Genomic DNA, 19,501 nt, shown 5'->3' on the forward strand with positions numbered 1-19,501 from the left:
TGCTTCAGGTGAGCGGTTCGCGCGCAGAGATAGCGCTCTCCGATGAGTCCTGTCCGACGACCACTCCCGGCAGCTTGGGGTTGCGCCTCCGACGGGCGGTCAGCAGGCGGCGGAGGATGATGACGGCGGCGGGACCGTTGATCAGGGCCGGCGCCCCCGCGGCATGCTCGCCGGTGAGCAACGACCAGGCAGCCCACACAGCGGCGTTGGCCAGGATGATCCAGTAGGTGCAGGCGGACACACCGTCGAGTCGCCCTTCGCGGATCGTGCGCGCGGCCTGTGGAACACAGAGCAGGCAGGACAGGGCGGCGCCGCACCACGCCAGCATCTCGACGACCACGGTGTCACCTCCTCCGCGCGACTCGATGGATCGAAGGTAGGACCGTCGTATTCCGTCGGGGTTCCTCGCGGCTTCCTCGACAGGTAGGTCGAAGGCCGACTTCGGAGTCCTGGATCGGCGCGGGTCGTCAGGCGAGGCAGCGGTCGTCAGGCGAGGCAGCGGTCGGCGTCTAGCGGCTGCCCGGCGGCGGCGAAGAGTTCGGCGGCCTCGAGCAGCTGGCGGCGCGCGGCGTCGCGGTCGCCTTCGGCGCTGTGCAGGTGCGCCCGAGCCTCGGCGATCGCCGCCTGCCACGCGGTGCCCTTCCACAGCGCGGCGGACCGCTCGGCGGCGGCGAGGTGCCGGCGAGCGTCGTCGAGATCGCCGGCGTCGGCGCAGGCCGTCGCGGCGGGCACCGCGAGCATGATGGAGCAGAAGGTGCAGGCGTCTTCCTGACCGAGGGCGGCCACGGCTTGGTCCACGACGGCGCGGGCGCTGTCCACGTCCGGCGCGGCGCGGATCATCGTCCCGTACACGCGCTGCAGCAGGTGCAGCGCGATCGACGACCACCGGGCCAGCGGGAGCGCGCGGTGCAACAGCCGCGTCGCTTCAGCACGCTCCCCCTGCGCGAGGCGCACTTCGGCGAGCCGCTGCAGGCTGTGGGCCTCCCCCGCGGTGGAGGCGATGTCGTGGTGCAGTTGCGTCGCCTCGGTGAGCTCGGATTCGGCGAGGGCAAGGTCGCCGGAGAGCAAGGCAGCCTCGCCGCGCAGCGCGGTGGCGAACGCGACAGCCCGCAGTACGCCGGATCGACGCGCCGATTCGCGCAGGGTGGCACCGAGCGCCAGCACTTCCGCGTACGGCGTGGGTCCGTACAGCAGGAACTCCGCCACACACAGGTGGCTGTCGAACATCGACCGCGCAAGATCCGGCCGTTGCGCACCGGCGCGCAGTTCGACGGTGAGCCGGCCGAACCACTCCCCGCGCAGGTGCGCGACCAGGCCCTGCAAGGAGATCAGGTCGTACATCCGCCAGTCGCCGGGGTCGGCCACCCCGATCCGGCGGCGCGCCTCGTCCGCGGCAGCGGCGGCCGCCGGCAGATCGCCGGTCAGATAGGCCAGGATCCCGCGCTGGAGCAGCAGCGCGGCGTCGTCGGCGGATCCGTCTGGCTCCAGGCCGTCGAGCGCCTCGGCCGCGGTCGCGTAATCGCCGGCGAAGGTGGCGGCCCGGGCGAGCCGTGGCAGCAGTCGCCGCTGGTCGGCGGCGTCGTTTGTGGCACCGAGCGCCTCACGGTAGGCGAGTACGGCGCCGGCGTCCCCTGTCGCCAACAGCATGTCCGCGCGCAGGGCGAGCAGCGGCCCGCGCTCGGGGCCGCGGACTTCCTGGCGGACCAGATCGATCAGTCCGAGCGCGTCGCGGTAAGCCCCGATGGCAGCGTCGGTGCGGGCGGCCTGCAGCAGGAACGGTGCGGCAGCACCGACGTCGCCGGCCTGCAGCAGTTGGTGGCCGATCCTTGCCGGAGACGCACCGAGGCTGCGCAGCGTGTCAGCAGCCTGATGATGGAGCGGCAGCAGCCGGTGCGGGGGCAGTCCGTCGAGCAATGCGTCGCGCACGAGCGTGTGCCGGAAGCGGTAGCCGGCGCCGGTCCGCTCGACCGCGCCCGCGGCGAGTGCGTCGTCGAGCAGCTTGTACGCCGGAGCCTCGCCGACGCCGGACATGGCGACGTACTCGTCGGTGTCGAACGAGCCACCCAGCACAGCCACCCTCGTCAGAGCCGTGGTCGCGGCACCGCCGAGACCGCGGAGTACCAGCGCGCCCATCGGGCCGGCGCGGTCGTCCGCCGCCCCGGCCGTGCGCGCCAGTTCCACCGCTGCGAAGGGGTTGCCACCGGCAAGCTTCACGACCCGCTCGAGCAGCACCTGATCCTCGCCGACGGCCCGGCCCGCCAGCTGGCGGATGTCCTCGTCGGCCAGCGGGCCGAGGTCCAGCGGCACCGACGTACCGCGGCCGATCAAGCTGCGGCGCATCGCGTCCATGGCCGGACGAAGCGGCCAGGGGCGGTGGGCAACGACGATCACGATCCGCTCGCCGACCGCGGTACGGGACAGATAGTGCAGCAGGCGCAGGCTGGCCTCGTCGGCGTCATGGGCGTCGTCGACGACGAGTACGGCGCCACCGCCGGAAGACGCGAGCCGCAGCAGTTCGGCCGCGCTGACGAACAGCCGCTGGTGGCGGCTCTCGCCGGTCCAGTCCGGGGAGGTGCCGCGCAGGGCGCCCTCGATCTCGACGCGGTACTCGTCGGCCAGGCCGTCGAGCAGGGCTGGGTGGCGACGGCACAGATCCGCGAGCGCCTCCAGCGCCGGCGCGTACGGCCATGCCCCCTCGATGGCGGCGGCCGTGCCGAAGCCCACCCGCAGCCCGCGCTCTTCGGCTCGCCGATCCAACCACCGCAGTACGGCGGTCTTACCGATGCCTGCGGGGCCGGATATGAAGAGCGTCCTGCCCTGGCCGTTGCTCGCGGCAACGATGAGCTTGTCGATACGGGCCAGCTCGGTGTCGCGGCCGATCGGCGCCCGCTGGCCATCGGGTTGCGGGGCGTCGAGCGCGCGCAGCTCGGCACGAAGCGAGGCGACGGCCGGGCTCGGGGTGACGCCCAGCTCGCCGCGAAGCGCTCGCTCCAGTCGCTCCAACTGTCGCAGCGCCCCGCGACGGTCGCCGCCGTCGGCGAGCTTTCGCGCAAGGGCCAGGCTGGCGTCCTCGTCGGCCGGATCGGTAAGAGCGAGATCCTCCCAGCGGCCGGCGCGGCGCAGTACCTCCTGATGCAGCCGACGCAACCGATCCCGTGGGCCTTCCAGCCACGACTCGTACGGGTCCTCGGGCAGCAGGTCGCCGGCCCACAGGTCCGCCGCAGTGGCTGCGGCCGCACCGTTCGCACCTTCTGCATTGCCGCGTCCGTCCGCGTTGCCGAGCCCCGCTGATTTGCCGGTTTCGACCGGGATTGCGAGGGCTTGCTGGGCGCACCGCTCGAACACCTCGGCGTCGACGACTACCTCGGCGTCCGGGAACAGGGACACGAAGTCCCCGGCCAGGACCAGCGCCCGCGGATCCCCCAGGGAGCGTCGGGCGTAGTACGCGGCTTTGTGCAACCGCGGCGCCGCGTCGTCGACCCCGGTCCCGGGCCACAGAGCGTCGATGACCTGCTCGCGATGCAGAGCGCGGCGTGGAGCGAGCGCGAGGAGTTTGACCAGCGCCGCCGCCTGGCGGCGGCGCCACTCCTCGGCTGGAACGGCCCGCCCATCGATCCGGACGGCGAAGCCGTCCAACAGATCGATCTCGACGCGCATCGCTTCTCCCATCCGTGAGTTTAGTCCCGCACGCCGGGTCTGGCGTCTGCTCTATCCCGACGCCTGCCCTTCCGACGCGCGCTCCTTCTCCGGCGCCGCCTCTGTCAGGCGGTGCGGCTGGGCGCTAAGTCGAAGCCGCGGATCGCTTCGACCTCGTCCGCCATCACCGAGGACAGCCCGCGCAACAGCCGGCGGGCCTCGGCAAGGTCCCACTCGTGGGAGGCGAGGCGATCGACGATCGGCTGCATCAGCAGGGCCATGCGATCCCGCTGCGCCTGGTAGTCGGCAAGCGCGATCCCCTCCGCGCGCTCCGATGCCGCCCCGGAGACGATGGCTGCGGCGAGCAACTCCGCGTCGCGCAGCGCGTCGGTGATCCCGTGAGTCGAGAGCGGATCCACCCAGCAGCCGGCGTCCCCGACCAGCGCCCAGCCAGGTCCGTACGGACGCCGCAGCCGCGCCGGCATCCCACGGAAGAACCGCACCGGACCGTACGACGGCGCCACGGTGAGGTCGGCGAGCCCGGCGTCGAGCCGCGCCAGCAGCCCGTGATGTGCGGCGGCCGGACCGTTGTTGCGAGTCGCGTTGGCGAGTACGTCCTGCGGGCCGCCGACGAACACGCACGCGAGGCCGTCGTTCGTGGGGATGGCGCCTGCGGACAAGGCGTCGCCGTAGTACCAGTGATAGCCGTCCAGGTCCGCGGCCGGCCAGTACCCGTAGGCGTACGCCCCAGCCTGGGCGCCCGCCGCAATGGTGGGTGCGGCCACCCGACCAGCCACCACGGAGCCGCGTCCGTCTGCGCCGACAACCAGCCGCGCGCGCTCGGTCCAGCTAGCCCCGCCATGGTCGCGCAGGACCACACCGACGACCCGGTCGGCGCCGTCGCGAGCCAGGTCTGTGACAGCCGGCCCGAAGCGGAACTGCGCGCCGGCCTCCTCCGCGGCGTCGACGAGTATGGCGTCGAGGACGGTACGGCGTGGCGCGTACAGGGCATCAACACCGGCATACGGTTTCAGCGAGACCGCCATGGACTCCGTGCCGTAGTGGAACGTCGCCCGGCGTACCGGCGGCGCGCCGGTTGCTACGACGCGGTCCAGCAATCCCCAGCGCCGCAGCTGCAGGACGCCGCCGCGCATCAGCGCGTGCGTCGACACGGTGTCGGAGCCGCGGCGGGCCCGGTCCACGACCAATACCCGCAGGCCGCTGCGAGCGAGCAGCAGCGCGGTCGAGGCGCCGGCGACGCGGCCGCCCACAACGATGGCGTCCCAAGCGGCGCCGAGCCGGTTCCGCGGATTCACGATGGCTTCACTGGGGTGCTGACATCGATCTGGACATCGGTGCCGTTGACGAGCACGTCGTACACCGCGGAGCGGTTGCGGGACCGCTGAACGAGCGCCGCCAGTTCCTCGGGCGATGCGTCGCCCTCGACGTCGAAGTGCACGCGGATCTGCCGGTAGCCGTTGCGGACCACATCGGACAGGCCGAGTACGCCGAGCAGGTCGATGTCACCTTCGACAGTCGACGACACCCGCCGCAGGGTGATCCCTCGGGCTGCGGCGATGTTCACCAGGCCCGCAGTGAGGCACGTGGCGATGGCATGCAGGAGGAACTCCACCGGGGTCGGGCCCTGGTTCGACCCGACGAGCACGGCGGGGTGATCAGCGTCGTACGCGAATGGGTCGGTGCGCGACATGTCCTCCTGTCCGGCGCCGTAGAAGCCCTGGATGACGGAGCGGCTATGGGTACCGCTGATCCATTCGTTGTTCGCCCGGAACTGGAACTGGGCGATCTCCGGCGCCCCCTTCACCGCGTCGAGAGTGGCGAACAGCGTCGGTACGTCGACACCGTTGCGTGGAGGCCGTTGAACCGTTGCGGTCATGGCAAGACTCCGTTCGGTAGATGGACCATGACCCCGCCGACGCTAGGAATGCCACCTTCCCTCAACCTTCCCCACGACTTCTTCGGCACAGGAGAGCCCAGGTGTGATGAGGTCAGGAGGGTGGGCAGGCCGGCGCTTTGGACAGCGCCGCGTCGGCCCGGGCGAAGGCGTCGAGGTTCTTCGGCGCAGCCCTCCAGGCCTCGATCCAGACCTGCTGCGCATGCACGGGGCCGAAGTCGCCGGACGCGTGAGCAGCCATCATCGCGAGATGCCTCGCCCAGTCGCCCGCCGCGGCGCGTCCAGCGGTGGCTGCCGCGTTGAGGGCGGCCATCCGTTGCCTGCAGGCAGTCGCCGCTGGGCCAGTGAGCTTGGCGCAACTGCCTTGAGTCACGAGTTGGGCCGAGGTGGCCGCGCCGAGCCTGGCCGCGTCGGCCGGCCCGGCGAGGCGGGTGCGCTTCCAGATCGCCTTGGTATCGCCCTCGGTGTTCTTGCCGGCGACCAGGTCCGTTTGCGCTTGCACATGCTCTCGCCAATGTGATCCGGCGATACGCGTCGCCCCGACGACTGCTTCCGTGGAGGCTACCTCGGCGGTGCAGGCACGGATGGCATCTGGAGCACCCACGACCGTGGGCGTGCTTGGCCGGGTCGGCGCGACAGTCGGAGTCTGTTGCGCGCCGTTCGTCTGCACAGAGGTGATCGGAGCCGGATTCGCGCTCGGGCCGTCGTCGGCTCGCAACTGCACCGCCATTGCGACAGCCACCACGACGGCTGCGCCGGTAATCCCGACGGCGGTGACGATCGACGCTTTCCTGTGCGGTATTGCCCGTTTGGCTCGTGACATATCGGCACACCCCAAAGGCTGATATCAGGGATGTTGCCACCCACGGCCAGGAGGCGCGAATAATTCACCGTACGGACAGGTAATCACACGATGTGTGCGGTTCGGCGCAGTTTGAGAACTCGTACATCAATTGTATTAATGCTGCGGGGATGGTCTGCCATGGTCGCTGATTGTGGTGTTTCCTCGATTCAAAGGGAGACAGCCATGACGCAGAGCGACCCTGACCAGGATCCCGGCCTCGAACCGGACCCACTCCGGCGGACAACCCGGCGTACGCGCTCAGTGATCATCATCGCTGCGGCCGCCGCGGTCACCCTGCTGTCCGCGCTCCTGTCCGGGCTCGCGGTCGTGTTCCTCGGCGGCGAGTCGGACTCGGGCCAATCCGCCGTTCCGTTGCCTTTGGCCAGTACGACAGCGGCCAGTACGACGCCGACCCGCCCGCCAACCACAGCCACGCCCACACCGAAGCCAACCACCCCGGAGCCCACCACGTCGGTGCCCACAGCATCACCGACGCCTACCACCTCGGTCTTGCCGAGGCCGTTCGCGTACCAGCCGCTCTGGCCGTTCGTCTCGACAGCCGAGGCCGCCGCTTGGCAGCGTAGGTACCGCGCTGGCGGGCAACAGCCGTGGCATCTGGACGCGGAACTGACCGCACTGTCCTTCACCACCGGCTTCCTCGGCTTCTCCGAGATCAACAAGGTGGCGTCCAGCTCGATCCGAGGTGACGATGCGCGGATCGCCGTGGGCTACCAGGCAGTCGAAGGTGCCGTCAGCGTCGCCGCAGTACTCCACCTGGTCCGGATCGGTCAGGGTCAGGATGCGCCCTGGGAGGTCGTCGGCAGCGCCGACACCACGCTCACGCTGGACCGCCCACAGTACGGCGCAACCGCGGTCTCACCGCTCACCGTCAGCGGCCGGATCACCGGCGTGGACGAAACCATCCGAGTAGAAATCCGGCAGCCATCATCCGGCCGGCCGATCGGCACCTCCTGCTGCATCGCCACCGGCGGCGACCAACAACCATGGTCCACCCGAGTCACCTTCCAGGGCGCAACCGACCCCGCCCTGACGATCGTCGCCTCAACCGGCGGCCACCTCCAATCCGTCGAACGCTTCGCCATCACCGGCGTCCGCTCCACCAACTGACCATGGAGCTATGGCGCCCCAAGGCAACTACCCGCCCGATCACCGTTCGTTCGGCCACTGGCGGCTTGTAAGGCGCCAGTGGCCGAACGAACGGTGATCGGGCTTCGGGCATTGGCCGAGGGGTAGGTGGGGCGGCGTACTGCCGCTGTGCGGCCGCCACACCAATTGCGCGAGCAGTGTGTCCTCCGACGACATGGATCGTGGTTCGCTGCGCACCTAGGTTCCACCCCATGGATCCAAGCAACGCGCCCGGAGGCGATTCCGCGGCGGTGATCGAGACCACCGGACTGAGCAAGAGCTTCCGCGGCTTCACCGCCGTCGACGGCGTCGACCTCACCGTCTCGGAAGGTGACGTGCATGCACTGGTCGGGCCGAACGGCGCGGGCAAGACGACGCTGTTCAACCTGCTGACCGGCTTCCTCAAGCCAAGCGCCGGCCAGATCAGGCTGGGCGGCCGCGACATCACTGGCTCGTCGCCGGAACGGATCGCGCAGCTGGGTGTGGCTCGCTCGTTCCAGATCACCAACCTGTTCGAGCAGCTGACGCTGCAGCAGCATGTCGAGCTTGCCCTGATGGGTACGACGAAGCTCGGCCACCGGTTCTGGGTGTCCGACCGGGTGCTGACCAGGTTCCGAGACCGCGCCGGCGAGCTGCTCGACGAGGTCGGACTCGCCCGGCAGCGCGACATACCGGCTGGAACCCTTGCCTACGGTCAGAAGCGCGCACTCGAGCTAGCCCTCGCACTCGCCCTCGATCCCGCTGTGCTCCTGCTCGACGAACCGACAGCCGGCATGGGGATGGAAGACGTCGAGCGAACGGTCGAGCTCGTCAGACGGATCCGTACGAACCGCACGGTCGTTCTCGTCGAGCACAACATGAGCGTCGTCGCAGGCCTCGCCGACCGGGTCACGGTGCTGCAGTTCGGCCAGATCCTGACCGAGGGCACGTACGACGAAGTACGCAACGACTCGCGAGTGATCGAGGCCTACCTGGGCGGTGAGTCCGCTGCTTAGCGTGCAGGGCATCAGCGCGTCGTACGGCGAGGCGCAGGTACTGCGGAACGTATCGCTCGACGTGGCGGCGGGCGAGGTCGTCACCCTGGTCGGCCGCAACGGCGCCGGGAAGACGACGCTGCTGCGCTGCCTGACGGGACTCCACCGGCCGACGGCGGGAATCGTCACCCTGGACGGCGAGGACATCACCGGTCTGCCGGCTCACCGGCGCGCCCGTCGTGGCCTCGGACTCGTGCCGGACGACCGCGGAATCTTCGCCAGCCTGAGTGTCGAGGAGAACCTCAGGCTGCCACCCGGCGTCAGCGACAGCGCGTGGTCCATGGACCGTGTCTACGAGTCGTTCCCGGTGCTGAAGGAACGCCGCAAGTTCCCGGGCACCAAGCTTTCCGGCGGCGAGCAGCAGATGCTCGCCATCGCCCGCGTACTACGGATGGGCGCGCGGCTGCTGCTGTGCGACGAACCGACCGAGGGTCTTTCGCCGGTGCTCGTGCACCAGATCGGCGACATCCTGCGCGACGTCAAGGCGGCCGGGGTGACGGTGCTGCTCGTCGAGCAGAACGTCCGGTTCGCCTCGACCGTTGCCGATCGCCACTACCTGCTCGCCCAAGGCCGGGTCGCGCAGACGCTGGACAACGCCGAGGTCAAGGAACGCGAGCACGAACTGCTCGAGTACCTCGGCATCTGACTGACCACCATTCGAGGAGAACTGATGCGAAGAAACCTCATCCCGGCGATCTCGACCCTGGCGGTCGTCTCGCTGCTGGCAGCCTGCGGCGGCGGGGCGGGCGGCCCATCCAGTGGCGGCGGGAAGATCAGCGACGACAAGATCGTGCTGGGCGTCATCAACGACCAGACCGGCATCTACAGCGCGCTCTCCGGCCCGAACGCCGTCGAGGCGGTGAAGATGGCCGTCGAGGACTTCAAGGCCAAGCACGCCGACGATGCCGTCAGCAAGAACATCGAGGTGGTCGTCGCCGACCACCAGAACAAGCCCGAGGTGGCCAACACCAAGGCGCAGGAGATGTACGACCGGCAGCAGGCCGACGCGATTTTCGACGTACCGACCTCGTCGGCCGCGCTCGCCGTCGCCGGGCAGGCCGCGGCGAAGAAGAAGCTGTACTTCAACATCACCGCGGCGACGACCGCGCTGACCGGTGACAAGTGCAACAAGTACACCTTCCACTACGCCTACGACACCTACATGCTCGCGAACGGGACCGGGACGACCGTGACCGAGGCCGGGGCGAAGAACTGGTACATCGTCTACCCCGACTACGCGTTCGGGCAGGACATGGAGAAGAGCTTCACCAAGGCCATCGAGACGTCCGGCGGCAAGGTGGTCGGCAAGAAGTCGTCGGAGTTCCCGAACACCAGTGGCGACTTCTCGTCGCAACTGCTGCAGGCCCCCGCGGCGCACCCCGACGTACTGGGGACCATGCACGCCGGCGGTGAGCTGGTGAACCTGGTCAAGCAGTACAACCAGTTCAAACTCAAGGACAAGGGCGTCGGCCTGTCGGTCGGCCTCATGTTCATCACCGACATCCACTCCCTCGGCCCGGACGCGTTGGCCGGCACGAGGTTCACCGACGCCTGGTACTGGAACTTCGACCAGCAGAACCGCGACTGGGCCGACAAGTTCAAGGAGAAGACCGGCTCCCGGCCGTCGTTCGCTCACGCCGGGAACTACTCGGCCGCGATGAACTACCTCGAAGCCGTCCAGGCGGCCGGCACCGACGAGTCGGACGCCGTGGTGAAGAACCTCGAGGGCAAGAAGATCAACGACTTCTTCCTGCGCAACGGCAAGATCCGGGCCGAGGACCACCGCGTCATCCACGACGTCTACCTCGCCGAGGTGAAGCCGAAGAGCGACGTCAAGGAGGACTACGACTACGAGAAGATCGTGACCACCATTCCTGCGGACAAGGCGTTCAAGCCGGTGTCCGAGACCACCTGCAAGATGGGCCAGGGATGACCGATCTGCTTCAACACGCCTTCAACGGACTCGTCAACGGCAGCTTCTACGCGCTGCTCGCACTCGGGTTGGCCGTCATCTTCGGGATGCTCGGCGTGGTCAACTTCGCCCACGGCGCGTTCTACATGCTCGGTGCGTTCGGCGCGTTCATCCTGCTCAACGAGGCCGGCATCGGCTTCTGGGTCTCGCTGCTGGTGGTCCCTCTGCTCCTCGGTGCGGTCGGGATGGTGCTGGAGCGGTCGCTCATCCGCCGGCTGGTTTCGCTGGACCCGCTGTACAACTTCCTGCTGACCTTCGGCCTCACGCTGATCATCCAAGACCTGCTGCGGATGAAGTACGGCTCGCAACCGCAGCCGTACCCGCAGCCGGCCGGGCTCCGTGGGACGGTCGACCTCGGGCTGTTCGACTTCCCGGCGTACCAGGTCTTCGTCCTGGTGTTCTCGGTGCTCGTCTCGCTCGGTGCCTGGCTGCTGCTGGCCCGGACGCGAGTCGGGATGATCGTCAGAGCGGCGACAGAACGACCAGAGCTGACCAGGGCCATGGGCATCGACGTCGGGCGATGGATCTCGCCGGTCTTCGGGTTCGGCATCGCGCTGGCCGGCCTGTCCGGCGTACTGGCGGCGCCGATGCGCGCCGTCAGTCCGCTGATGGGCGCGGATCTGATCATCCTCGTGTTCGCGGTGGTCGTGATCGGCGGCCTGGGGTCGATCTTCGGCTCGGTCGCCGCCGGGTTCCTGATCGGCATGCTGCAGGCGCTCGGCAACGTGTACGTGCCCGGACTCGCGACCACGTCAGTCTTCATCCTGATGGCCGTCGTGCTGTTGTGGCGACCGGCCGGTCTGTTCGGCCGTGAGGAGAGCGCGGCATGACGGCGTTGGTGATCCGCAAGCTGGCCGCGATGCCCCGCCTGTGGCGACTGGTCGCGGTGCTCGGCGGCCTGCTGGTCGCGCTCGCGCTGCCCTGGCTCATCTACCCGCCGGTGGCGATGGACATCGTTGCCTGGGCTCTGTTCGCGGTGGCGCTCGACCTGCTGCTCGGGTTCACCGGCCTGCTCTCGTTCGGGCATGCGGCCTTCTGGGGCAGCTCGGCGTACATCGCCGGCACGATCGCGATCAAGACCGGCGTGCCGTTCCCGGTTGCCGTTGTCGGCGGCGCCGTCGTCGCGATGGCGCTGGCGGTGCCGATCGCGCTGCTCGCAGTACGGCGTACGGGCATCTACTTCGCGATGGTGACGCTCGCCTTCGCCCAGCTGGTGTACTACGTCGCGAACCAGTGGCGCGGGCTCACCGGTGGGGAGAACGGCCTGCAGGGCATCCCGAAGAACCTGTTCGGGCTGGACCTGTCGGACCCGTTCTACTTCTACTACGCCGGGTTGCCGATCGCGCTGATCGGCCTGGTGATCGCTTGGCGGGTGGTGCACTCGCCATTCGGCCGGGTGCTCGTCGCGATCCGGGAGAACCCGGCGCGGTCTCGGTCCCTCGGCTTCCCGGTCGACCGGTACAAGGTGATGATCTTCGTCATCTCCGCCGGGCTGTCCGGGCTCGCGGGCGGGCTGTACGCCATCAGCCACGGGTTCGCGTCCCTGCAGGAGGTGTACTGGACGACGTCCGGCAAGGTCGTGATCATGACGGTGCTGGGTGGTATCGGGACGTTGTGGGGCAGCGTGATCGGCGCGGCTCTGATCGTGCAGGTGGAGGACTACGTCGCGACCTCGGGCATCCACATCGGCCCGCTGAACATCACCGGCCCGGGCCTCATCACCGGGCTCATCTTCGTGGGCGTCGTGCTGCTCTTCCGGCGAGGCGTGTGGGGAACCATCGCGCACCTGCTGCGAGGCCGCCGCCGGGGTGTCGCTGATGTCGAGCCGCACCTCAGCGGTACTCCGTCTGTGGCTGAGCGTGAGCCGGCCGTAGCGCCGAAGCCGTGATGAGCCGTTCGGCCGTCGGGAGCGCAGGGGTTGTACACGCTCTTCGGCGGCGGAGGTGACGTCGTGGCGACCTTGGATGGCGACGAGGTCACGGTCTTCGTTTCAGTTGGTCTTGCCGTGGAGGACGTCGTGGTGGCGACCTTGGCCGCTCGGAACGCCGGTCTGGTCGACAGCTGACGCCAACGTGCTAGCGCGTGTGCATGGCGATGAAGGCGCCGACGGCACGCCGCAGCGTCGGGTCGCCGTCCTGCGCAACGAGGGCGACACCGTGCCTGGTACCCGGCACGATCTGGATCGACTTCTGCGAGGTGGTCGCTGCATGCAAGACCCTGCTGGCATCGGCGAAATTCCTGTCGTCTACTGCCGCCCCATAAAGCACCGGCACGCGCAGCATCCCTGCCGCGGTGCGGGCGTCGATGTCGTCGTACTCCGCCGGGGCCGACAGGCTCACCACTCCATCGACCCGAGGTGTGGTGATCGCCGCAGCGGTCAGCGACGCCGTCCCGCCCATCGAGGCACCGACGAGGACAACCTTGCCTGCACCTTGCTTGCGCAGATAGCCGGCTGCCGCCGAGACGGACAGGCCGAGCGGGCTCGGCTGCACGCCTTCGTACTGCACGTAGCCGGATGTCGACAGATCGAGGTCGAGAACGAAGTAGCCGTTCCGCACGAGTTCGCGGGCGTACGGCAGCCATTGGCAGACGTCCTGGTTGGATTCATGGACGAGAACCACGCCGCGTCGCCCTTGACCCAACAACGCAGCGGTGAGCTTCGCGCCAGTACTCGTCGGAATGATGACGCGGCGGGCGCGATCGGATGGCTCCAGGCAGGTGGCGCCGACCTCGGGCAGCGGCGAAGGCGGGACCGTCGAAGTGGGCCGTCCGTTCGGCGTGATCGCACCGAGAGGCTCGGCGGACGGGCTGGGCGAATCAGATGTGACGATCGCCGACGTGACCGATGTCGGCGGGACCGGCGGCTGGCTCGGTTCGCCCGTTTCCGTGTCAGCGCTGCAGCCGATCAACCCCAGCACAACGACCGTGAGCAGGCAAGGCAGGGCGACCCATCTGCGTGACATGGCGCTCAATATAGGACGCGTCAAGCTCTCTGGGAGTTACAGGAATGTCGTGTGCGCGATGGTCTTCAGGAACGCACTAGGCGGTGTAGCCGCCCCTGGCGCCCGCTGCGACCGCGGCACGCAGCGCCTCGTCGTACTCCTCGGCCGGAGCGTCGCGAGCCAGCAGGTTCAGGGAACTTCGTCTCGGTCAGCGTGCGGTCCACCCTCCATCCATCACGAAGGAAGTCCCCGTCATCGAATCGGCATGCGGGCTGCACAGATAGGCTGCCAACTCAGCGACCTGCTCCGGCTCGATCAGCTGCTTGATCGCCACCGGCGCCAAGATGATTTGTTCCAGCACCTCATCAGGCTCAATCCCATGAGCGACCGCCTGGGCCTCGATCTGCTTCTCGACCAACGGCGTCCTCACATAGGCCGGGTTGATGCAGTTCGACGTAACCCCCTGCGCCGCGCCCTCCAACGCGATCACCTTCGACAACCCCTCAAGACCATGCTTGGCCGCGACGTACGCCGCCTTGAACGGCGACGCCCGCAACCCATGCACCGACGAGATATTGACGACCCGCCCCCACCCGTTGGCATACATCCCCGGCAACACCTGCCTCACCAACCGAAACGGCGCCTCCAACATGACCCGCAGCATGAGCGAAAACTGCTCCAGAGAAAAGTCCTCGATCGCAGCGATGTGCTGGAGCCCGGCGTTGTTGATCAAAATGTCGCATCGCAGCTCGAGCGCATCCACAGCACCGAGGTCGGACAGGTCCAGGATCTCAGCCCGGCCACCGATCTGATCCGCAACCTCCTTCGCTCGGGGACCGTCCAGGTCGATCACAACCACGTCAGCACCTGCGCCGGCGAACCTTTCCGCGCAGGCCGCCCCAATCCCACTGGCCCCGCCCGTCACCACCACGGAACGCCCAACCAGCGCGCCAAGCCCCACATCGCCCATCCCCCGACGTTATGCATCGCGAGCTTGATCCAACACGTCCTCTACTCACACACCGCCAAGCCGTCAGATGTCCGGCGCGGACATACCCCGCTGCGCGGAGACATCCACACGAGCGACGCCGATGGCGTAGCCCATTCGAGTTTGGGACCGCCCCGAGTGACAAACAACTCAAGAGGATTGAGCGGGCGTCGGACGAAGCCGACCGAACTCACTCGACAGCTCGAAGGTAGCGCTCTCCGATGAGCTTGAGGTGTTCTACCAGCGCAAGTGGGGCGGTCACCTGGAAGTCGATGCCGAGCATTCCGATGTAGACGGCAACCACCTCGAGGGACTCGGCGCCGGTGATGAGGAGACAGGTGTTCTCGTCGACGGATTCGACGATGCCCACGGCCGCGTGGATTCGGGAGAGCACCTCCTCGGCCGAGGCGAACACCGTGATCCTGGCATGGACTTTCCACCCGGTGGAGGCGACGTCACGCAGTACGAAATCCATGTAGTCGTCCTCCGGCATCGGCCGCGGCTTGTACCGGCGGCCGGTCGCCATCCGCAGGTCCATCCAGTCGACGCGATAGGTGTGCCACTCGCCGGACTCGTCCCGCGCGACCAGATACCAATAGCGCTGCCAGCTCACCAACCGATACGGCTCGACCAGGATCGGAAACGCGGGAGCGCTCTCTGACTCCGGTACTGCGTAGTCGAAGCGCAGGTAGTGCTCATCGCGAATCGCCGCCGCGATCGTCGTGACGACCGCCGGATCCACCTCGGGATCCTTCACGTTCGACCCGGTGTTGTCCGGGCCCTTCGAGAGCGTCGTGTGGATCGCGTTCACCTGGCGGCGGAGGCGATGCGGCAGGACCTGCTCGAGCTTCGCCAACGCGCGAGCGCTGCTCTCCTCCATCCCGCTGACCCCCGCGCCCGTACGCAGACCGACGGCAACAGCAACCGCTTCCTCGTCGTCCAGCAACAGCGGCGGCAACTTCGCCCCCACGCCCAGCTGGTAGTACCCAGCCGCACCGCGCATCGCATCCACGGGGTAGCCGAGCTCCCGCAGCCGGTCGATGTCGTTACGGATGGTCCTCGTGGACACCCCCAACCGCTCGGCCAGCTCGGACCCAGGCCAGGCCGGCCGCGACTGCATCAAGGCCAGCAGAGAGAGCAACCGAGACGAGGTTTCACGCATGCGGAAAATAGTCTCACAATTGGGAATCTAACGTTCCTATATGGCTCCTACGGTGAAGCCATGAACAACAACGGCTCCCCCGCAGAGATCCACCCCTTCCGCGTCGATGTCGCCCAGGCTGACCTGGACGACCTGCTCGCCCGCCTCGCCAACACCCGTCTCCCGGAGCCGGCCCCGGTCGACGACTGGGAGCTCGGTACTCCGAACCACTACCTCCGCGAGATGGTCGACCACTGGCAGACCGGGTTCGACTGGCGCGAGCAGGAGGCGCGGATGAACGAATTCCCGCACTACCTGACCGAGATCGACGGCCAGAACGTGCACTTCATCCACGTACCGTCAGTCGAGGCCGACGCCACCCCGCTGCTGCTGATCCACCCCTACCCGGGCTCGTTCGTCGACTTCCTCGACCTGATCGGCCCGCTGACGGATCCGGTCGCTCACGGCGGCAAGGCCTCGGACGCCTTCTCGGTTGTGATCCCCTCGATCCCTGGCTTTGGATTCAGTACTCCGCTCGTCGACCGCGGCTGGACCATGGCCCGGGTGGCCCGCACCTTCGACACATTGATGCGCCGCCTCGGCTACTCGTCGTACGGATCGCACGGCAGCGACGCCGGAGCCATGGTCTCCCGCGAACTCGGCTTGCTGAACCCTCCCGGATACCTCGGCCTGCACGTCCTGCAGCTGTTCTCGTTCCCGTCGGGCGACCCGAGCGAGTTCGAGAAGTTCTCGCCTGAGGACTACGCGGCCCTCGAGCACCTGAAGTGGTTCCAGTCGGTCGGCGGCTACAACGCGATCAACGCGACCCGCCCGCAGACCGTTGCCGTCGGCATCTCCGACTCGCCGGTCGGCCAGCTCGCCTGGAACGAACTCTTCAACAACTTCGGCAACGGCACCAGCCTGGTCTCCCGCGACCAGATCCTGACCGACGTCTCGCTCTACTGGTTCACCAACACGTCAGCCGCCGCCGGCCGCTACCACTACGAAGAGGCGCACGCCGGCACCGAACCGGCGCTCAACTCGGCGCCCACCGGTGTTGCCGTCTTCGCGGACGACTTCAAGACGATCCGCTCGCTCGCCGAACGCGACAACACCAACATCGTGCACTGGAGCAACTTCAAGGACGGCGGCCACTACGCCACCCTGGAACGGCCCAACGAGGTGGTAACCGACCTCCGTACCTTCTTCGCCGGCCTCCGCGCCTCCTGACCCCAACCACCACCGCGGGGCGTCTCCACAGAGACGCCCCGCCTGGCTGCCTAGACAAGATCCGGCGCAAGCCAGGCGCTATCTACGGGCAGCAACTCAACCGTCCACGGCGGCCTCAGAAAGTCGGCAGCCCGAATCGCCTCAACAGTCTCCAGATAGTCCGACGACTGCCCCAGCGCCTCCACCGCAGCCAGATCCCGCCACACGGAGATCACCGCCCGCCCCGTCGCAGTACGGACAAAGAACACCGCCCGAATCCCATCCTGCCGCCGAAACATAGGCGCCGACCGCTCAATCGCAAACGCGTCATACTCCCCCGCCCGGCTCTCGTCGACCCCAGTCCTCCAGACACGAGCAATCATGACCGCCCCTTCCCACAGACCCAACCTTCACCTTCCCACCGATCACGATCCGCGCACAGACCAGCAAATCGCCGTCAGGGCGTCGCCGTCGCGCAGGCGGGCACTGCATTGAGACGCGGCGGCCTGTGGATAACTCCAGAGGACGCTGTCCCTCTCGGCCTATTCTGTTGAGACTTCCGACCGGAGAGGGACCTCGATGAACCCTGAAACGCCGTACTTGCTCCCCGACGGGGAGCGTATCTGGGTGATCGCCACCTCGGAGGCCTCGAGGCTGCTTCCGAACCTCCTCCAACTCTTCCGCTCCGGAAAATCCGAACCGATGGTCTTCGGAGACGCCGGCCAGCCGGAGGGAGTGGTCATCCCGTGGGAGTTGTGGCAACGACTTGACGCCCTCGCTGCGGACGAGGACGGCTTCGAGCATCTCTACGACATCACCCGCCAACGCCTGGCGGACAACCAGCCTTCGGTACCGCTTGAGGACGTAGCGGCCGAGATCGGCTGGGATCTGAACGAGGAGATCGACGACTCCGACTTCCGCAAGCCGAAATGACGCAGTACCGGCTTCTGTTGCAGCCCGGAGTCAGTCGACAGTTGGCCGCGCTGGCGCACGCGGCGAAGACGCAGCCCGGCGGTCTCCGCGATCGCGAGTTCCGCGCGCTCAAGGTCGGACTCCAGGCTTTGGCCAACGGACGAGAAGAATCCTTCGAAGGCAAGCGACTCGGCTTCTCGCCGAACCATCACGACCTCAGGGACTGCGCAGCGATCAAGTTGCCAGTCGTCCAGGAAACCCGGCACAACCAGGAACTGGGTCCGTCACATCGCCTTGTCTATCGAGAGTTCGAGGCAGAAGACGACGGTCCGCCGTACCGGGAAGTGATCTCGTTCGAGCATCGGGGCAACGACCGCCCTTTTGAAGTAGCCGGCACCCGTCTCCGTCGCGAGGTTGGCGCCAGACATCAAACAATGGACGCCCTGTCTCACACCCGACCGCAGTTCGGCACTCGAGGTCCGGGCGAAGCAGGACCAATCCGCCAGCCCCGACCACCCGACTTGCGAGCCGCCCTCGCCGCGGCCTCCGGTGTCGCGCCCGCCCGCGGAGCCGTCAACACACCCGGCGCCGGCCCAGCTCCAGCCCGCCGCGATCGCCCATCGGCACCTCCCGACCGACAACGTTGACTACTGAAACCTCGCCGCCGCGCGGTGATACCGGTCGCCAACTTCCTTCACAGCGGCCGCCAACTCAGGAGCATCGAGTACTTCGAAGTCGGCGTCGAGCAGGCCCAACCACAGTGCCAGCTGATGCGGCGCATCCGAGCCCAACTCCACCTCGCAGGTGCTGTCGTCGATCACCTCAGGATCGATCGGAATCGGCATCCGCCCCTGCACGTACTCCGCCGAAGCATGTACCCGCACCTTCGCCCGGTACTGCCAGGACGCCGTACCCACAGTCCGCTGCACGAACTCCTTCACACTCTCCTCGTCGAGAACCCGAGGCACGAACCGCGGCCCAGTCGGCGTACGAGGCACCACCCGATCCACCCGGAACGTCCGCCAATCCCCGCGCTCCACATCCCAGGCCACCAAATACCACCGCCGCCCCCACGCCACCAGCCGATGCGGCTCCGTAGTACGGGTGCTCGCCGCGCCGTCGCGCTTCAGGTAGTCGAACCGCAACCGCTCGCCAGCCCGAATCGCCCCCGCGATCGCCGTCAACACCTCAGCATCCACAGTCGGCCCGGATCCTGGCACAGTCAGCATCGCGGCCTGCAAACTCCGCACCCGATGCCGAAGGCGAGCCGGCAACACCTGCTCCAACTTCACCAACGCCCTGACAGACGTCTCCTGAATCCCCGTCACACCCCCACCCGCCGCAGCACCCAACCCGACCGCCACGGCCACCGCTTCTTCGTCATCTAACAACAACGGCGGCATCTGCCCCCCAGCCCCCAACCGATACCCACCCGCCACCCCAGGCCGAGCCTCCACCGGATACCCCAACCCCCGCAGCTTCTCCACGTCGGCCCTGAGCGTCCGCGTAGACACCCCAAGTCGCTCCGCCAATTCCGGCCCACCCCAGTCCCGCCGCCCCTGCAACAACGACAACAACCGAAGCAACCGCGCCGACGTCTCCAACATGCCTTCATCATTCCAGCAATCGCGGCCAACTTCCTTCCGCGATCGTCCAGCTAGGCCTCGCCGAAGGTGAGCCGACTCCCTGGACAGGCGACCCGTCCTTCGAAGCGCAAGTCGCCGACACACCCGAGGCGCTGGAGGCAACACTCATAGCCAGG

Annotated in this window: 18 protein-coding genes; 8 read left to right on the forward strand and 10 right to left on the reverse strand. The window is 67.9% G+C overall.

All coding sequences use genetic code 11. The features are described 5' to 3' along the window. Nucleotides 1–4: 4 nt before the first annotated feature. The 5 genes from ACFPJ1_RS02140 to ACFPJ1_RS02160 all read right to left on the reverse strand — a co-directional run bounded on the left by ACFPJ1_RS02140 (nucleotide 5) and on the right by ACFPJ1_RS02160 (nucleotide 6,053). On the reverse strand, nucleotides 5–340 hold the full coding sequence (locus ACFPJ1_RS02140; protein ID WP_380101055.1) for a hypothetical protein: 336 nt from the start codon (nucleotides 338–340) through the stop codon (nucleotides 5–7). Between the two features lie 146 nt (nucleotides 341–486). After that, nucleotides 487–3,657, reverse strand: a complete 3,171-nt coding sequence (locus ACFPJ1_RS02145) for an ATP-binding protein (protein WP_380101056.1) — start codon at nucleotides 3,655–3,657, stop codon at nucleotides 487–489. Between the two features lie 104 nt (nucleotides 3,658–3,761). After that, nucleotides 3,762–4,952 (reverse strand): NAD(P)/FAD-dependent oxidoreductase, encoded by a 1,191-nt coding sequence (locus tag ACFPJ1_RS02150; RefSeq protein WP_380101057.1) that lies wholly within the window; start codon nucleotides 4,950–4,952, stop codon nucleotides 3,762–3,764. Next, nucleotides 4,949–5,533, reverse strand: coding sequence for an OsmC family protein (locus ACFPJ1_RS02155; RefSeq protein WP_380101058.1), 585 nt, complete (start codon nucleotides 5,531–5,533; stop codon nucleotides 4,949–4,951). Before ACFPJ1_RS02155 ends, ACFPJ1_RS02150 begins: the two co-directional genes overlap by 4 nt. Nucleotides 5,534–5,645: 112 nt before the next feature. Further along, nucleotides 5,646–6,053, reverse strand: coding sequence for a hypothetical protein (locus tag ACFPJ1_RS02160; protein ID WP_380101059.1), 408 nt, complete (start codon nucleotides 6,051–6,053; stop codon nucleotides 5,646–5,648). A 525-nt stretch (nucleotides 6,054–6,578) separates the two neighbouring features. Here ACFPJ1_RS02160 and ACFPJ1_RS02165 point away from each other — a divergent pair. From ACFPJ1_RS02165 to ACFPJ1_RS02190, 6 genes are all read left to right on the forward strand, one after another. Continuing rightward, nucleotides 6,579–7,523 carry a hypothetical protein gene (locus ACFPJ1_RS02165; protein ID WP_380101060.1) on the forward strand — a complete coding sequence of 315 codons (945 nt, stop codon included), beginning with the start codon at nucleotides 6,579–6,581 and terminating at the stop codon, nucleotides 7,521–7,523. Nucleotides 7,524–7,753: 230 nt separating this feature from the next. Continuing rightward, nucleotides 7,754–8,536, forward strand: coding sequence for an ABC transporter ATP-binding protein (locus ACFPJ1_RS02170; protein ID WP_380101061.1), 783 nt, complete (start codon nucleotides 7,754–7,756; stop codon nucleotides 8,534–8,536). 1 nt (nucleotide 8,537) lies between these two features. Continuing rightward, nucleotides 8,538–9,221 (forward strand): ABC transporter ATP-binding protein, encoded by a 684-nt coding sequence (locus tag ACFPJ1_RS02175; RefSeq protein WP_380101062.1) that lies wholly within the window; start codon nucleotides 8,538–8,540, stop codon nucleotides 9,219–9,221. A 24-nt stretch (nucleotides 9,222–9,245) separates the two neighbouring features. Further along, nucleotides 9,246–10,508 carry an ABC transporter substrate-binding protein gene (locus tag ACFPJ1_RS02180; RefSeq protein ID WP_380101063.1) on the forward strand — a complete coding sequence of 421 codons (1,263 nt, stop codon included), beginning with the start codon at nucleotides 9,246–9,248 and terminating at the stop codon, nucleotides 10,506–10,508. Beyond that, nucleotides 10,505–11,377: a branched-chain amino acid ABC transporter permease gene (locus ACFPJ1_RS02185; RefSeq protein ID WP_380101064.1), complete on the forward strand. Its 873-nt coding sequence runs from the start codon at nucleotides 10,505–10,507 to the stop codon at nucleotides 11,375–11,377. The genes ACFPJ1_RS02180 and ACFPJ1_RS02185 overlap by 4 nt, the downstream gene beginning before the upstream one ends. Next, the gene (locus ACFPJ1_RS02190) at nucleotides 11,374–12,435 is read left to right on the forward strand and encodes a branched-chain amino acid ABC transporter permease (RefSeq protein ID WP_380101065.1); all 1,062 of its coding nucleotides are present in this window, start codon (nucleotides 11,374–11,376) and stop codon (nucleotides 12,433–12,435) included. The genes ACFPJ1_RS02185 and ACFPJ1_RS02190 overlap by 4 nt, the downstream gene beginning before the upstream one ends. Nucleotides 12,436–12,622: 187 nt before the next feature. On the opposite strand, the gene ACFPJ1_RS02195 is transcribed toward ACFPJ1_RS02190, so the two are convergent. The 3 genes from ACFPJ1_RS02195 to ACFPJ1_RS02205 form a co-directional block, all read right to left on the reverse strand. Continuing rightward, complete coding sequence (locus ACFPJ1_RS02195) at nucleotides 12,623–13,465, reverse strand: alpha/beta fold hydrolase (RefSeq protein WP_380101066.1); 843 nt, start codon at nucleotides 13,463–13,465, stop codon at nucleotides 12,623–12,625. A gap of 232 nt (nucleotides 13,466–13,697) precedes the next feature. Next, nucleotides 13,698–14,459, reverse strand: coding sequence for a 3-hydroxybutyrate dehydrogenase (locus ACFPJ1_RS02200; protein ID WP_380101067.1), 762 nt, complete (start codon nucleotides 14,457–14,459; stop codon nucleotides 13,698–13,700). A gap of 208 nt (nucleotides 14,460–14,667) precedes the next feature. After that, the gene (locus ACFPJ1_RS02205; protein ID WP_380101068.1) at nucleotides 14,668–15,639 is read right to left on the reverse strand and encodes a helix-turn-helix transcriptional regulator; all 972 of its coding nucleotides are present in this window, start codon (nucleotides 15,637–15,639) and stop codon (nucleotides 14,668–14,670) included. A gap of 60 nt (nucleotides 15,640–15,699) precedes the next feature. Here ACFPJ1_RS02205 and ACFPJ1_RS02210 point away from each other — a divergent pair, with 60 nt between their 5' ends. Together ACFPJ1_RS02210 and ACFPJ1_RS02215 are read left to right on the forward strand one after the other, a co-directional pair. Next, nucleotides 15,700–16,848: an epoxide hydrolase family protein gene (locus ACFPJ1_RS02210; RefSeq protein ID WP_380101069.1), complete on the forward strand. Its 1,149-nt coding sequence runs from the start codon at nucleotides 15,700–15,702 to the stop codon at nucleotides 16,846–16,848. A gap of 558 nt (nucleotides 16,849–17,406) precedes the next feature. Then, on the forward strand, nucleotides 17,407–17,760 hold the full coding sequence (locus tag ACFPJ1_RS02215) for a hypothetical protein (protein WP_380101070.1): 354 nt from the start codon (nucleotides 17,407–17,409) through the stop codon (nucleotides 17,758–17,760). A 263-nt stretch (nucleotides 17,761–18,023) separates the two neighbouring features. Here ACFPJ1_RS02215 and ACFPJ1_RS02220 read toward each other — a convergent pair whose 3' ends face one another. Both ACFPJ1_RS02220 and ACFPJ1_RS02225 read right to left on the reverse strand, forming a co-directional pair. Next, nucleotides 18,024–18,167: a hypothetical protein gene (locus tag ACFPJ1_RS02220; RefSeq protein WP_380101071.1), complete on the reverse strand. Its 144-nt coding sequence runs from the start codon at nucleotides 18,165–18,167 to the stop codon at nucleotides 18,024–18,026. Between the two features lie 219 nt (nucleotides 18,168–18,386). After that, nucleotides 18,387–19,346, reverse strand: coding sequence for a helix-turn-helix transcriptional regulator (locus ACFPJ1_RS02225; protein WP_380101072.1), 960 nt, complete (start codon nucleotides 19,344–19,346; stop codon nucleotides 18,387–18,389). Between the last annotated feature and the right edge of the window lie 155 nt (nucleotides 19,347–19,501).

It is taken from the genome of Kribbella qitaiheensis, from assembly GCF_042657745.1.
Lineage (GTDB): Bacteria > Actinomycetota > Actinomycetes > Propionibacteriales > Kribbellaceae > Kribbella > Kribbella qitaiheensis.